Source organism: Halotia branconii CENA392, assembly GCF_029953635.1.
GTDB classification, from domain to species: Bacteria; Cyanobacteriota; Cyanobacteriia; order Cyanobacteriales; family Nostocaceae; genus Halotia; species Halotia branconii.
Map to the genome: position 1 here is coordinate 761,016 of NZ_CP124543.1, position 15,056 is coordinate 776,071.

General features: G+C 42.0%; 18 protein-coding genes. 13 read left to right on the forward strand and 5 right to left on the reverse strand.

Annotation, left to right across the window (positions count from 1 at the left end; all coding sequences use genetic code 11):
* The first annotated feature begins 128 nt into the window (after positions 1-128).
* The 4 genes from QI031_RS03375 to QI031_RS03390 all read left to right on the forward strand — a co-directional run bounded on the left by QI031_RS03375 (position 129) and on the right by QI031_RS03390 (position 2,992).
* Positions 129-854 (forward strand): pyridoxine 5'-phosphate synthase, encoded by a 726-nt coding sequence (locus QI031_RS03375; RefSeq protein ID WP_281483811.1) that lies wholly within the window; start codon positions 129-131, stop codon positions 852-854.
* A gap of 158 nt (positions 855-1,012) precedes the next feature.
* Positions 1,013-1,732 (forward strand): SnoaL-like polyketide cyclase, encoded by a 720-nt coding sequence (locus tag QI031_RS03380; RefSeq protein WP_281483812.1) that lies wholly within the window; start codon positions 1,013-1,015, stop codon positions 1,730-1,732.
* Positions 1,733-1,797: 65 nt separating this feature from the next.
* Entirely contained in the window at positions 1,798-2,127 is a 330-nt protein-coding gene (locus tag QI031_RS03385; protein WP_281483813.1) for an MgPME-cyclase complex family protein, read from the forward strand.
* 181 nt (positions 2,128-2,308) lie between these two features.
* Positions 2,309-2,992, forward strand: coding sequence for a hypothetical protein (locus QI031_RS03390; protein WP_281483814.1), 684 nt, complete (start codon positions 2,309-2,311; stop codon positions 2,990-2,992).
* Positions 2,993-3,376: 384 nt separating this feature from the next.
* On the opposite strand, the gene QI031_RS03395 is transcribed toward QI031_RS03390, so the two are convergent.
* The 3 genes from QI031_RS03395 to folD all read right to left on the reverse strand — a co-directional run bounded on the left by QI031_RS03395 (position 3,377) and on the right by folD (position 5,773).
* Positions 3,377-3,832, reverse strand: coding sequence for a divergent PAP2 family protein (locus QI031_RS03395; RefSeq protein ID WP_281483815.1), 456 nt, complete (start codon positions 3,830-3,832; stop codon positions 3,377-3,379).
* Positions 3,833-3,850: 18 nt separating this feature from the next.
* Positions 3,851-4,780 carry a geranylgeranyl diphosphate synthase CrtE gene (gene crtE, locus QI031_RS03400; protein WP_281483816.1) on the reverse strand — a complete coding sequence of 310 codons (930 nt, stop codon included), beginning with the start codon at positions 4,778-4,780 and terminating at the stop codon, positions 3,851-3,853.
* Between the two features lie 108 nt (positions 4,781-4,888).
* Entirely contained in the window at positions 4,889-5,773 is an 885-nt protein-coding gene (gene folD / locus QI031_RS03405; RefSeq protein ID WP_281483817.1) for a bifunctional methylenetetrahydrofolate dehydrogenase/methenyltetrahydrofolate cyclohydrolase FolD, read from the reverse strand.
* 43 nt (positions 5,774-5,816) lie between these two features.
* On the opposite strand from folD, the gene QI031_RS03410 reads away from it, so the two are divergent.
* From QI031_RS03410 to QI031_RS03445, 8 genes are all read left to right on the forward strand, one after another.
* The gene (locus QI031_RS03410; protein ID WP_343217839.1) at positions 5,817-6,341 is read left to right on the forward strand and encodes a hypothetical protein; all 525 of its coding nucleotides are present in this window, start codon (positions 5,817-5,819) and stop codon (positions 6,339-6,341) included.
* A gap of 31 nt (positions 6,342-6,372) precedes the next feature.
* Positions 6,373-6,810 carry an NUDIX hydrolase gene (locus QI031_RS03415; protein ID WP_281483818.1) on the forward strand — a complete coding sequence of 146 codons (438 nt, stop codon included), beginning with the start codon at positions 6,373-6,375 and terminating at the stop codon, positions 6,808-6,810.
* A gap of 304 nt (positions 6,811-7,114) precedes the next feature.
* Complete coding sequence (gene lepB, locus QI031_RS03420) at positions 7,115-7,687, forward strand: signal peptidase I (RefSeq protein ID WP_281483819.1); 573 nt, start codon at positions 7,115-7,117, stop codon at positions 7,685-7,687.
* Positions 7,688-7,749: 62 nt separating this feature from the next.
* The gene (locus QI031_RS03425; protein ID WP_281483820.1) at positions 7,750-9,876 is read left to right on the forward strand and encodes an ATP-binding protein; all 2,127 of its coding nucleotides are present in this window, start codon (positions 7,750-7,752) and stop codon (positions 9,874-9,876) included.
* Positions 9,877-10,127: 251 nt separating this feature from the next.
* Entirely contained in the window at positions 10,128-10,514 is a 387-nt protein-coding gene (locus QI031_RS03430) for a response regulator (RefSeq protein ID WP_281483821.1), read from the forward strand.
* A gap of 340 nt (positions 10,515-10,854) precedes the next feature.
* Positions 10,855-12,750, forward strand: coding sequence for a response regulator (locus tag QI031_RS03435; RefSeq protein WP_281483822.1), 1,896 nt, complete (start codon positions 10,855-10,857; stop codon positions 12,748-12,750).
* Between the two features lie 182 nt (positions 12,751-12,932).
* Positions 12,933-13,274, forward strand: coding sequence for a DUF6883 domain-containing protein (locus tag QI031_RS03440; RefSeq protein ID WP_281483824.1), 342 nt, complete (start codon positions 12,933-12,935; stop codon positions 13,272-13,274).
* The gene (locus QI031_RS03445; RefSeq protein ID WP_281483825.1) at positions 13,264-13,509 is read left to right on the forward strand and encodes a DUF4926 domain-containing protein; all 246 of its coding nucleotides are present in this window, start codon (positions 13,264-13,266) and stop codon (positions 13,507-13,509) included. The genes QI031_RS03440 and QI031_RS03445 overlap by 11 nt, the downstream gene beginning before the upstream one ends.
* A 179-nt stretch (positions 13,510-13,688) precedes the next feature.
* Here QI031_RS03445 and aat read toward each other — a convergent pair whose 3' ends face one another.
* Positions 13,689-14,264, reverse strand: a complete 576-nt coding sequence (gene aat, locus QI031_RS03450; RefSeq protein WP_281483826.1) for a leucyl/phenylalanyl-tRNA--protein transferase — start codon at positions 14,262-14,264, stop codon at positions 13,689-13,691.
* Positions 14,265-14,340: 76 nt separating this feature from the next.
* Here aat and QI031_RS03455 point away from each other — a divergent pair, with 76 nt between their 5' ends.
* Positions 14,341-14,670 carry a hypothetical protein gene (locus tag QI031_RS03455; RefSeq protein WP_281483827.1) on the forward strand — a complete coding sequence of 110 codons (330 nt, stop codon included), beginning with the start codon at positions 14,341-14,343 and terminating at the stop codon, positions 14,668-14,670.
* 72 nt (positions 14,671-14,742) lie between these two features.
* On the opposite strand, the gene rpsN is transcribed toward QI031_RS03455, so the two are convergent.
* A complete protein-coding gene (gene rpsN / locus QI031_RS03460) occupies positions 14,743-15,045 on the reverse strand; it encodes a 30S ribosomal protein S14 (protein ID WP_281483828.1) in 303 nt (100 codons plus the stop codon).
* Positions 15,046-15,056: the final 11 nt, after the last annotated feature.

The window sequence follows — 15,056 nt, forward strand, 5'->3', positions numbered from 1 at the left end:
ACAGAATAGGTCTAAATATTATTCTAAATCCGTTGAGTTAGTCACGCGATCGCCTGGGCTTGGCAACTTCTAGCCAAAATTTCCGGTAAAATTAACTTCAAAAGACTGTGGATAGGGAGATACGAGGGTTGGCTACACTTGGTGTTAACATCGACCACATCGCTACCATCCGGCAAGCACGGCGGACGGTAGAACCAGACCCCGTAGCGGCGGCGGTGCTGGCAGAATTAGCAGGTGCAGACGGCATTACAGTACATCTACGGGAAGATCGGCGGCATATCCAAGATCGGGATGTGCGAATTTTAAGGCAAACCGTGCGATCGCATCTAAATTTAGAAATGGCCGCTACAGATGAAATGGTAGCGATCGCTCTAGATATTAAACCCGATTATGTAACTTTAGTACCTGAAAAACGCGAAGAAGTCACCACAGAAGGCGGATTAGATATTGCCGGACAAATTGTTAGAATGAGCGAGGTAGTTAATAAACTACAGAGTGCTGGCATTCCAGTTAGCTTGTTTATTGATGCCGATCCAGCACAAATTGAAGCGTCTGTCAAAGTACAGGCACGATTCATTGAACTGCACACTGGGCGATATGCTGAAGCTCAAGATGAAACTACGCGCCAGCAAGAATTAGCCATATTAGCGAAAGGGTGCGAACAAGCAATTAAAGCTGGATTGCGAGTCAACGCTGGCCACGGACTCACTTACTGGAACGTCTATCCGGTAGCTGCTTTCCCAGGCATGGAAGAACTGAATATTGGTCATACCATCATCAGTCGGGCAGCCTTGGTAGGAATAGAAAGAGCAGTCCGCGAGATGAAACAAGCTATACAAGGGCATGGGGGATAGGGCATGGGGCATGGGGCATGAGATAAAGTCTTACTCTCCCTGCTCCCTGCTCCCTGCCCCCTTGCCTGCCTCAACAGATAAATCCCTTACAAAAGCGTAAGGAGGGGTTGTGACTGCGAAATCTGGAAATTGCAAGCAAATCTTCAGTAAAGACTTCTATGAGCGCCACACAGTCTAACAACCTGCCGCTTTGGGTACAAGATAGAGAGCGAGTTATTGCAGAAAGTATTGATGTCCAGTGGCGTTATCAAACAGCCCCGGATTATACTCGCTCAAACGAAAATCTGGCTACAGAAAGTACGCGCAATCATCTTGAAGGTACATTAGAAGCGATCGTGCAAAATTTGGTAAGAACCTTTGAGATGGAGGTATCTTTCAAAACTAACCCACAAGAATGGTTGTCTATTGTCAACGACAAGTTTCGTGTCAGTACTAATGGTGGGTTAGAGTACACAGCAGCAGATGTATCAGCCCAAGGTACTTACAATTTATTTATGGCTGATTCCGAACATTACAAGGCTTCTCAAGAAAGCTTTGAAACATCAGCCCAAATCTTCCATACAACTTTTCCCCAGGGATTTCCTTGGGAGGTGCTGGAAGTGTTTTCCGGGCCACCAAATGTAACATTCAAGTGGCGGCACTGGGGGCATTTTAATGGTAAATACCAAGATTATGCACCAACTGGAGAAACTATAGAAATTATTGGCATGAGTGTTGCTCGTGTAACTGATGACTTGAAGATTATTTCCTTGGAACACTACTTTGACAACACACTGTTTTTAGACAAATTGACAGCTGGTGGTAAACAAGTTAGTAGTGAAAGTAATAAAGGTGCTTGTCCTTTTAGTTCCTGGTTCAAGAAAGTCAAAAAAAGCTAGTCAATCAGGGTACAGAGATCACACTGTACCCTTAAATTATTCATTAGTAACCATCAAGGATGAAAATGCAAACATACTATTACGTTTTGGCAAGCCAACAATTTTTGGTACATGAAGAACCAATAGAGGAAGTTCTCAAAGAACGTACTCGGAACTACCATGAACAAGAAAAAGAAATTGATTTTTGGTTAATTCAGCAACCAGCTTTCCTAGAAGCACCAGAAATGGCACAGATAAAAGCAAAGTGTCCCAAACCAGCCGCTGCGATTATTTCTACCAACTCCCAATTTATTACTTGGCTAAAACTGCGATTAGAATATGTGATTACAGGTGAATTTCAGGCTCCTTCTGCAACAATTCCCAACCCTTTAGCATCTTTTAGTAATGTGTCCTGATCACTAGGGGCTAGGAACTAGGAGCTAGGGGCTAGAGCTTGCTAATGTGTCCTGATCACTAGGGACTAGGGGCTAGAGCTTGCTAATGTGTCCTGGTAAAGTCAACAGTCAATAGTCACAGGATTATCAAATGTAGACTATTGACTCATAACTAAATAATCTTTTTGAGAAAATCTAGTTTATGCATCCCAAATCTGTGCAGAAATTTGAAACCTTATCTAGTGCTTTAGGATTTGCGATCGCAGGATTAATCAGTAGCATGACTGCTGCGATCGCCCAACCAGCCATTCCTGTCTGTCAGCCTCCAAGTGCTGGAGAATATCTTTTGCTGGTAGTCAGTCCTACAGCGAATAATCAAAAGCAGCTGCGTAGTGCCTTACCAAATGAAATTCCCAGCACCACCTGCCAATACCTCACTGAGATAGTGACGCGCATAGGAGGCTTTAAAAAGATTGATGATGCTAATCGTTGGGCAAGATATATCAATAATATTGCTGGGTTATCTGCCATTATCACTACAAGACCAGCAGCGCCCAATGTGGCACAAGCCCAACCCCAAACACAACCTCAAATTCAACCCCAACCTCAGACAATCAGCTATAATCCCCAAGCCCTAGGAGATGGTTTTGCTGTCTTAGTAGATTATTTCAACCGTCCAGAACTAGTAAATAGCGTCCAAAAAGCAGTAGGAGGTAACGTAGGTTTTGCTTCCTACGGTCAACGTCCTTATTTGCTAGCAGTTCATACCACTAACCAACAAGAAGCATACAATATATTACAAAAGCTTAATGAACGCGGCTTTTTTGCCGTTTTAGTAGATAGTCGAAAGGTAGTACTATTGCGGTCAGTTGTACGTTTGCAATAGTTTAGTTAAAAATTTCAAAATCAAGGGTGCAAGGGTCAAAAATAGAGATTAAAGCCAATATTTTTGATATGGCCTACAAACTCTTGACCGAATAATTATTAATTCGTAATTCGTAATTCGTAATTAATCGTACAAGCCCATCAATTTGTTGATGGAGATAAAAAACATAATTCCTTTGTCTTGGAAAATTGCTCCACTTGGTGAGGCAGCCCGGTCTTGTTGTTCCAACAAAGAGGGACTGCCGTTAGCGTAGCGATAGCGAGCTTGCGAGCGTCACCCGGAGGGGGAGACCTCAAGACCGCATTTTCCGCTTTTTCAAGCCCCCGACTTTAGTCGGGAGGTCACAATTACGAATTACGAATTATCAATTACGAATTATTTTGACTAATAAGCAGCTCTAGCTAACCAAGAAATGGTGATGCCTAAAGCTGATCCAGCTATTACTTGCACTGGTGTATGTCCTAACAGTTCCTTAAGACGATCTTGGCTAAAGTCTGGTTTTTCGTGGAATAATTCATCAATCATTTGATTAAGGATGCGAGCTTGTTTACCAGCAGCTTGGCGAACTCCAGCCGCATCATACATAACGATGATGGCAAAAACCATAGCTAAAGCAAACTCAGGTGATGCCCAACCGATGCTTTGCCCTACACCAGTAGCTAAAGCCGTAACAAGGGCTGAATGGGCGCTGGGCATACCGCCAGTTGTGACTAAAACACGCACATCCAGTTTACGATGTTGGGCTAGCTCCACTAATAACTTCAATGCCTGAGCCATTAAACAAGCTATCAGAGCAACCAGCAGCACCCGGTTGTCTAAAATGTCGCCTATGTCCTGCATGGTTTTTTGGTATTGACCTTAATGATTGCGACTGATGATAAAGTGGGCAAGTGCTTGAAGTGGCTGTGCCAGTTCCCCAAAGGGTTCTAACTCTTTACAAGCTGCCTCAATTAGCTGTTGGGCTTTGGAGCGCGATTCCTCAATTCCCCACAAGCTAGGATAAGTTACTTTCTTGGCTACAAGGTCTTTACCAGCAGTTTTGCCTAATTGTTCCTGGGTAGCAGTGATATCCAGAATATCATCTATGATTTGAAATGCTAGTCCAATGTTTTGAGAATACCGAGAGAGCTTTTGCACATTTTCTAAAGATGCCCCAGCTAAAATACCACCACAAACAACACAGGCTTCTAAAAGGGCAGCTGTTTTATGGTTATGAATAAAAGTTAGGGTTTCTAGAGAAATATCTGACTTTCCTTCCGAGTCTAGATCAACTACTTGACCACCAACCAAACCAGCAGCCCCCATTGCCCTACCGAGACGAGCAATTACCTTTAAAACTCGATCCTTAGGCACGTTTTCGGGGGTTTGAGTGGCAACAAATTCAAAAGCATAAGCCAATAAGCCGTCCCCGGCTAAAATAGCGATATCTTCACCATATATTTTGTGATTTGTCAACTTGCCACGACGGTAATCATCGTTATCCATCGCCGGCAAATCGTCATGAATCAAAGACATGGTGTGGATCATCTCTACAGCACAAGCTGTTGGCATTGCCATTTCAATTGTGCCGCCCATCATTTCACAGGTAGCAAGGCAAAGAATGGGTCGCACGCGCTTACCTCCAGCTAGTAGCGAGTAGCGCATTGATTCATAGATCTTTTCTGGATAAATAATGGGAATAGCCTTATCCAGAGCAGCTTCACAAATTTTTTGTCGCTCTTTTAGATAGGCTACTAAGTTAAAAGTGGCTTTCTCTGGCATTTTCTGAAGGTTATCCGCTGCTACCATTCTTCAATTCCTTCAATTTTGGGCTTTTGGCTGTTTGGTCATATACGTCACAATTTTAAGGTGCTGTGGAGCTGAAAAAATCATCAATGAGGTGAGGAGTTTTAACTCCTAACTTTTAACTCCTGCTTTCCTTAAGTAGCTGGCAACTGTATTTTGCAATAAAATAGCGACAGTCATAGGGCCAACACCACCAGGAACTGGGGTGATAAATCCCGCCACGCCAGCAGTTGATTCCCAGTGGACATCGCCGACTAGACGACTTTTACCACTGGCATCGGTGACACGGTTCATTCCCACATCTACCACAACAGCGCCCGGTTTCACCATTTCAGCAGTGATTAATCCTGGACGACCGACGGCAGCAATGAGAATATCAGCAGTTTGAGCGATCGCACTTAGATTTTGCGATCGCGAGTGGGCAATGGTAACAGTCGCATCAGCCTCTAAGAGCATTAATGCCATAGGCTTGCCTACCAAAATACTCCGTCCTACAACCACAGCTTGTTTGCCTCGTAGAGGAATTTCATACTCTTCTAAAAGCCGCATTACACCAGCTGGGGTGCAACTGCGTAAACCCACTTCTCCTCGCACTAGTCGTCCCAAGTTAACTGGGTGTAGTCCATCGGCATCTTTATCTGGGTCTATTTGATGTAGCAGAGTCACAGCATCCAAATGATTCGGTAGAGGTAGCTGCACCAAAATCCCATCTATCTGCTCATCTTGATTAAGTTCAGCAATTACTGACTCTAATTCTGCTTGGGTGGTTTCTGTAGGAAAGTGCTTGCCAAAAGAAGCAATGCCTACCTTAGCGCAAGCTCGTTCTTTATTGCGTACATAAGCAGCCGATGCTGGGTTATCGCCCACCATCAGAACTGCTAAACCAGGAGGTCTACCAATTTTGGCTTGTGATTCTGTAATCTCAACAGAGAGTTCTTGGTGAATTTTTTCAGCTAAAGCTTTACCATCAAGAAGTTTGGCAGTTTTAGTTTCCATGAGAATTTAATCCAAAGTAGGGCATGGGGGAGGCAGTGCGGTCTTGGGGTCTCCCCAAGTAGAGCAACTGCCGTCATGGGGTGTTAGTCTTAAGCAGACGACCAAGCAAGTACTAATACAAAAATTTCCTCAAATAATGGCTTTCATACAACAAGCGAAGAAATTTTACCCTTCATTTTTGTACGGCTACAATAAAATTCCTTATCGTCTGGGATTAACTTTATTTATTGTGGCGGGACTTTGTAGTTGTAGTTCTTTGAAAATGCCTAGTTTAAAGGCTAGTAATTTAAGCTTTGGCAGCAATGTCACTCCAATTCGGCAAATTAAGCCACAACAAGGGAAACAGACTACGACTACAGTTTATGTTGAAGGAAAGGTGGAAAAGCGAGTTCCTTTAGTCAAACAGTGGGCATATCAAATTAACGACTCAACTGACAAAATCTGGGTTGTTACGAATCAAAGCAATCTCGAAGAGGGAGCGCGAGTCGTAATTAAGGGTAAAGTTCACTACAAAAGCATACCCTTAGCAGGCAAGGAGTTTGGGGAAGTTTATATAGAAGAAGAGTAATATTTATAACGAAAATATTAAGTAAATATTTATGAATAACCAACAGGTGCATGTAGCGATCGCTATTCTTTATCAAGAAAACAAGTTTCTCATGCAACTACGAGACAATATTCCTACTATTGCTGCTGCTGGTTGCTGGGGGCTATTTGGCGGTCATATTGAAACTGGCGAAACACCAGAGATAGCAGTAAAACGAGAAGTTTTAGAAGAAATTGGCTATAATCTATCACCGTTTTTTGAATTTGGCTGCTATGCCGATGATACAGTTGTGCGTCATGTGTTTCATGCACCGCTGTTGGTGGAACTCAATCAATTAGTTTTGCATGAAGGCTGGGATATGGGTTTATTGACACCTAAAGATATTCGTCAAGGCAATTGTTATTCGGCAAATGCACGCGAAGTCAGACCTTTGGGGGTTATGCATCAGCGAATTATGTTGGATTTTATCGAGAAAAAGCAACAATCTTAATCGTTAACGTCTCATAATCAAGATATAGCGCTTCTTCAGTAAGAAAGGGGCTAGGAACTAGGGACTAGGGGCTAGAGTGGTGTATTTTATCCATAAAGAAAACCGCTGTATTTGTTCTATAAGAAAGGGGCTAGGAACTAGGGATTAGGGGCTAGAGTGGTGTATTTTATCCATAAAGAAAACCGCTGTATTTGTTCTATGAGAAAGGGGCTAGGAACTAGGGATTAGGGGCTAGAGTGGTGTATTTTATCCATAAAGAAAACCGCTGTATTTGTTCTATTTTGTGAAGTAGCTGAAAATATTTATGACTCCTCAAAAAAGTGATGAAAAACAAGCTGCTGCGTCTGCAAAAATATGGCGTAGTTGGCAGGAAAATCTGATTTTAATTGCGATCGCCTTGTGTTTATCACTGCTGATCCGAACTTTTATTGCCGAACCCCGATACATACCTTCGGATTCAATGTTACCTACTTTACATACAGGCGATCGCTTGGTGGTAGAAAAAGTCTCTTACCGTTTTCATCCTCCCATAGCTGGGGATATTGTTGTTTTTCAGCCTTCAAAAGAACTGCAAAGTCGGGGATACCCTAAAGACCAAGCTTTTATCAAGCGGGTGATTGGTGTCCCTGGCAAGATTCTCAAGGTTACTCAAGGCAAAGTTTACCTCAATGGTCAACCCCTTGTAGAAGACTATATTGCTGAACCATCAAATCAGCCATTTCCACCAGTACAAGTCCCAGAAGATCAGTTTTTTGTCATGGGCGACAACCGTAATGATAGTAACGATTCTCGCTACTGGGGCTTTTTACCGAGAAAAAATATTATTGGTCGGGCAGTATTTCGCTTTTGGCCTCTTGATCGCATAGGGTTTATTTAAAATAGAGTACAGACTTCATTCTGAGCAATGATAAATTTCTCACAAAATCGTTGCCCCTCTCTATGTCTAAACGTTCATCTTTACGTAAATCCGGTACAAAAAATCCCAAGCAGCGGCTTGAAAAACAGCAACTACTCCAACCTATTTTTGAGAAAGCTTATGATGCGATCGCCGTTACCGACGATCAAGGTATTCTCATAGAGGTTAATGCTGCTGCTTGTCAACTATTTGGTTTATCTCATACTGCATTAGTTGGACGAATCCTAGCTGATTTTACAGATACCAAATTTGACTTTGCACAAATCTGTCTTAGGGTTAAAGCTGGAAGCGAACAGACTGGCAAACTTGAGCTGTTGCGTCCTGATGGCGCTCAAAGACAGGTGGAATACACCTTAACTTTGAATGTGGTTCCCCAACGTCATCTGATGATTTTACGGGATATCACTGACCGTAAGAAAGCCGTAGAAGACGAATTATGGTGTCAGCGCCAATGGGTTGAATTGTTTTCGGAAGTGACTTTAAAAATTCGTCAATCTTTGCAGTTAAAAGAAATTCTACGGGCTACAGTTACGGAAGTTCAGCGAATTTTGCAAGCAGATCGGGTACTAATTTACCAAGTATTAGCAGATGGTACAGGTAAGGCTATTAGCGAAGCCGTTTTACCAGATTATCCTGCAATTCTAGATTTAGAGTTTCCTGAAGAAGTGTTTCCTCAGGAGTATCAGCAATTATACGCCGAGGGACGTGTGCGGGCGATCGCTGATGTTCATCATCCCGATAATGGATTAGCAGAATGTTTGATTGAGTTTATTGACCAATTTGATATCAAATCCAAACTAATTGTACCGATTCTACAAAATCTCAATTCTCATCAACAAAGTGAATCAAAATCCCAAAATCAACTTTGGGGATTATTGATTGCTCATCACTGCGATCGCCCCCGACAATGGGTAGATTTTGAGTTGGAATTGATGCAACAATTAGCAGATCAAATTAGTATCGCTTTAGCTCAAGCACAATTACTAGAAAATCTCGAAGAAATTGTCGAAGTTCGCACAGCCGAACTTCAAGATGTCAACCGTAATCTCCATCAAGAAATCAATGACCGAATGCAAGCAGAATCAGCACTGCGGCGTAGTGAAGAACAATTACGCCTAATTACTAATGCTTTGCCTGTATTCATTGCCTACGTCGATGATCAACAATATTATCGTTTTAATAATCAAGCTTATGAAGATTGGTTAGGAAAGTCTCTAGCTGATATTCACGGTTGCCATATTCGACAAGTATGGGGAGAAGATTGTTACCAAAGAATGCAAATTCATGTAGAAGCAGCTTTATTAGGTGATGTAGTAACTTATGAAAATGAAATAGTTTTGTGTGATGGTAATTCCCGTTCTTTTAATACTACTTATATTCCTCATATTGATGAGCAACAAGTTGTTAAAGGATTCTTTTCTCTAGCTAGTGATATTAGCGATCGCAAAGCCATTGAACGCACGAAAGATGAGTTTATTTCTGTAGTTAGCCATGAACTGCGGACTCCTCTAACTTCCTTACACAGTGCTTTAAAAATCTTGGTGACAGGACGATTAGGAACCCTTTCAACCGATGGACAGCAAATGCTAGAAATTGCTGACGAAAATACCGAACGATTAGTACGTTTGGTTAATAACGTTCTGGATTTGCAGCGGATTGAGTTGGGCAAATTCACAATGGAAAAGCAAGCTTGCAAAGCGGCTGATTTCATGATTCAGGCAACTGAAGCTATGCAACCAATGGCACAGCAACATGGAGTGATACTCGTAACTCAGCCAGTGGATATCCAAATTTGGGTAGATTCCGATTACATCGTGCAAGCACTCACTAACCTACTCAGTAATGCAATCAAATTTTCATTATCGGGTGGAACAGTTTCTTTAACAGCCCAATGTCAACAAAAATCTCAAGTTTTATTCTGCGTCCACGATCAAGGACAAGGAATACCTCAAAGTAAACTTGAAACCATTTTTGAACGATTCCAACAAGTTGATTCTTCAGATTCGCGCAAAAAAGGAGGGACAGGCTTAGGTTTGGCTATTTGTCGTAAAATTATTGAACAACACGAAGGTAAAATTTGGGCAGAAAGTATACTGGGGAAAGGCAGTTCCTTTTGTTTCACATTGCCAACTTTGCTTCGTAATTCGTAATTACCTTTTGATCAGGTTTTAGGTTTTAGGCATTTGAAATATTTGGTTTAAGTAAGTCAGTGAAATAAAATCAAACTATGTGAATAAAAGTAAATAGCGACTTGTACTGAGTTTCGACTGCGCGGCAGTTGAGCGTAGCCGAAACTCAACTACCGCGTAGTCGAAGTAAGCCGAAGTGCTGCCCCCTGCTTTATCCCAACGATAATTATTGACATCGACCTACTTATTTCCGCCGTATTGTACTAGTTTTTATGGCTACCAAGCGTGTTTTAATCATTGATGATGAAGAAACCATTCAAACAGTGGTGCAGTTTGGCATCCGCATGACAGCAGGATGGGACGTATTCACCGCTAACTCAGCGCCCAAAGGTATCCAAACTGCCCAAATTGAACAGCCTGATGTCATTTTGTTAGATGTAATGATGCCCGACATGGATGGTATCGCTACTTTTAAAGCTCTCCAGTCTCATCCTGAGACTAAACATATTCCAGTAATTTTTTTAACTGCCAAAGCACAGACATCAGAAAAACGGCAGTTTAACGATTTGGGCGTGAGTGGTGTGATTACCAAACCTTTTAATTCGCTGGATTTACCTGATCAAATTGCTAAGATTCTTCATTGGCAACTCCAATCGTAAAACAGCAGAGGGCAGGGGGGCAGTGTTTCGACTTACTTCGGCTTCGCCCTTCGGCTACGCTCAGGCTAAACTCAGTACAAGACGCTCAACAACCAAGGCAGAGGGGCAGGGGAGATAAATAACAACTGACAACTGACCACACTTCGACTACGCGGTAGTTGAGCGCAGTCGAAACTCAGTGCATCGCTGACAACTGACCACTAACCACTGACAACCGACAACCGACAACTGACCCACACAGCGTCCATAAACTTCTCTACCTATAAGAAGATAGGGTTTTTTGAAAGTTTTGACTATACTGCAAAGACCTGACTAAACTTGTGCATACAAGCAGGTATTTATGAAAATATTAGTTGTAGAAGATGATGAGTCACTAACTGCGGTTTTGACAAAGAGCCTAGCGGCACATCACTATGTTGTAGATACCGTCAAAGATGGTGAAATGGGTTGGACATACGGTTCAACTTTTGAATATGACCTGATGGTGTTAGATATTATGTTGCCTAAGTTGGATGGTATTAGTTTATGCCAACGCTTCCGGGCAGAAGGATACACCACACCAATTCTTTTACTCACAGCTCAAGATACCAGTACTACTAAAGTCAAGGGATTGGATGCAGGTGCAGATGATTATGTAGTCAAGCCGTTTGATGGGTTGGAATTGATCGCCCGGATTCGAGCTTTGTTGCGCCGTAGCAGTGTCAGCCCTTTCCCAATCATGACTTGGGGGGATTTACTCCTCAACCCTAGCACTTGTGAAGTAACCTACAACGATCAACCCCTGATTCTCACGACTAAGGAATATCGGTTACTAGAACTTTTGCTTTGGGATAGCCAGCATGTATTTAGTACTAACGAAATTTTAGACCGATTATGGTCTTCAGAAGAATTTCCAGCGGAGGCGACGGTACGCTCTCATATCCGGCGATTGCGTCATAAATTAGTGGCAGCAGGCGCTCCTGTAGATTTTATTGCTACAGTTAATGGACGGGGATATTACCTAAAAGCACCTGGACAGGAAACAAAACTCCGGAGTAATTCTTCTTTTGTTCCTGTGGAGATTTTAAAAGCAACGCCTTCAGCCATACCAGAAGTTATAGGCGATCGCTGCCAAAAACAGCAAGTACAATACCTCACATTCCTCAATGAAACCTGGACAGCCCAGAAACCTAAAATTCTTGAACAATTGACGGTACTATCTCAGGTTGTGAAAGACTTGCAAGTTAATTCACTTCACCATCAACTGCAAGCAGAAGCACAACAAATTACTCATAAATTCGTAGGAACTTTAGGAACCTTTGGACTAACAAAGGCAATGCAAACAGCACGCCAATTAGAGCATTTGCTAAACAGTCATGAACCGCTGCGGCCACCACACGCAGCATTAATAAAAACTTTAGTCAATACCTTACAGCAAGAAATTCACAATACAACTTTTATTGAGAAGTTACAGTTATCTGCTGAACAATCACCGCTGTTGTTGATTGTAGATCAAGATTCTAGCTTGACTCAATCCTTAGTTACGGTAGCAAAAAGTTACAGGATTCGTACAGCGATCGCACCCACAATAGAAGTTGCTAAAATCTGGTTAACTTCTGAATTGATCGCCGAACTTCCCCAGGCAATTTTACTGCCAATTGCCTCCCCAAAAAAGATGACAGATCTTTCGGAGTGGTTGCCAACTTTGACACAACATCACCCCGAACTACAGATTTTGGTAATGAGCGATCGCGCTGAGTTGACAGATCGTTTAGAAGTAGTGCGGCAAGGTGGTAAGCTGTTTTTGGAAAGATCCATTAATCCAGAACAGGCGATCGCTGCTGTCATGCAACTGCTGAGTAGTGCAGATATAACAGCAAAGGTGATGATTGTCGATCACGATCAAGATTGGTTACGCACCCTACCAACACTGCTGAATCCTTGGGGCTTTAAAGTTACCACCTTGGCAGAACCTCAGCAATTTTGGACAGTATTGCAAGCTGTAATGCCTGATGTACTGGTGTTAGATGTGAACATGCCCCAAATCAATGGATTTGAACTCTGCCAAGTTGTGCGGAGTGATCCACGTTGGCGGCGTTTACCCGTTTTATTTTTGAGTATGCTAACAGATGCGAAAACCCAGAATCAAGCTTTTAATGTCGGTGCAGATGACTACCTCTGCAAGCCAGTAAATGCCGTAGATCTCGCCAACCGCATCCTCAATCGTCTTCAGCGAATGCGGAGTTGGGCAAGTTAAGGGTTTGGCAAACAATAGACTTTTTACTTTTTGTCTAAGTACCAATAAGAAGGTCATGAAAAAAGTTATTTTTAGATAGAAATTCCCGCAGTAGAGTTTATGTCACTTCACTATATGTAGATTTAACGGTGTCACTATTATGGCGGAAGCAACAAAGTAAACAAAGCCGTAGAAACAGTTATATGAAAATTCCGCCTGATGCTATTATTGCTGACGAAAAAATTACCCGCTACTTATTAGTACCAAGAGAACAAGACGATAAATCAAAGTTTCTCGCCCTAGCTGGATTTACACAAGAAAATCCAGAACTCTTAAAAGCAGCAATTCGACAATTAGTAGATTCAACAGCAACAATACAAGATAGGGATAATGAATATGGGGTGTTCTATCGCGTTACTGGTGAATTAATCGGCTTGAAGGGGCGAAACTTAGCAGTGATTACAGTTTGGCTGCAAAGGGCTGTTGACGGCAAGTTTCAGTTTATCACTCTTAAACCTAACAAGGAGTCTTCAGATGAGCTTTGAACTATACCAACGTGTAGCTTTAAATCGTGACTTAAATGAATATCAATTAAAAAAAGGCGATGTGGCAACTTTAATTGATTTTGTCCCTCATCCTAGCAATGGCGAACAAGGATGTGTTCTAGAAGTATTCAGTGCTACTGGTGAATCAATATTTGTTGTTATCCTTCCCATCACTGATATTAAACCACTGAAAAATCATGAAATTTTAAGCGTTCGCTCTTTGGTGGAAATTTAGGTTGCCCAGGGGTTCAATTATTAGCAAACAATAGATTTTTTACTTTTTGAGTTCTGCATCCGCTTTTTTTGGATTAAAGTAATCGCTAGGAAAAAGAAACCTCATAATACATCAACCAAATATAGCAATTCTAAATAGTAAATAGGTTGTAAACAAAGCATAAAATTTATTGCATCCGATTATACTAAATAACAATGAGATTGCAACGCTTTATTAAGTAAAGCTTGATACTCTTCATCCGTAACACCATAAGCGCCAAATCTTTCTAAGTGGGGATTCATCATTTGAGCATCGAATAGCACAAATTGCCTTTGACGTAATCTTTCCACTAATTTAACCATTGCTACCTTTGAGCCATCGGGAATATGGTAAAACATCGATTCACCAATGAAAGCGCCACCAATGACAATTCCTAAAATTCCCCCAGCAAGTTTGTCACCTTGCCAAGTTTCAAAACTATAAGCGTATCCTGTCTGGTAAAGTAGCCAGTAAATCTCTTGTAATTCTGGTGAAATCCAAGTGTTTTCGCGGTTAGCACATCCAGCGACTACAGATTGAAAGTCACGGTTAATCGCCACGGTAAAACGCTCTTGGTTTAAAACACGTCGCAAAGACTTGGGGTAGCGAAATTGTTCATTCAAAGGAATTAAAGTGCGATCGCGACTACTATACCACCCCAGTCCATTGGTGTCATCAGCCATGAGAAAATAGCCTTGGGCATAGCCTCGAATAATAGTAGCGATGTCATATTCCATAAATATAAAAAACGCCAGAGAAATACAACTGGATGTTCCTCTGCAACTTACTTAGCGTTATTTTGCGTTTAAAAAAATGACTGAGATAATTCCACCTATCACCCTACCACCATCTGAAAATCCTCACCTCGAAGGTGAATGGTTGCAACAGAGTTTATTGAGGTGGCTAGATACAGAATTTATCCCGGAAGCCATCAATCATACAATATCTCAACGAGCAGCACAGATTTTTGTGCGACAGCGCATGGAAGGAGAAAATGATCTTGGCTCTCTGGTGATTGCCATTGTTACAGAGATGGAGGCCTTTGATTTTTCTAAAAGTTTTTATGGAGAGTTTGCGATCGCTAACGCTGTCAGCGATCTACTCTTAGACAGTCTAGGCATAGACCGTTGCTGCGGTCAATAATTTTTGTTAGTTGTCAGTTGTCAGTTGTCAGTTGTGATTTTTTACGACTAACCACTGACTACTAACCACTGACTACCAACTAGACTTAACAACTCCAGGTAAAAGACCCTCATGCGCCCATTCCCGTAATACGTTCCGAGACAGCCCAAAGTCACGGTAAACACCTCTAGGGCGACCAGTTACCCAGCAACGGTTGCGGCGACGGCTAGGTGCGCTATTACGTGGTAGTTGTTGGATTCTACGGTGAATTTCCAACTTCTCTAAGGGAGATTCGGTAGTTTTGAACTCGTCTAACAAAGCTTCCCGCTTGTCAGCGTACTTTTCTACCATTTTGGCGCGCTTTTTCTCGCGCTCAATCATGCTCTTTTTTGCCATACATTCTCTAA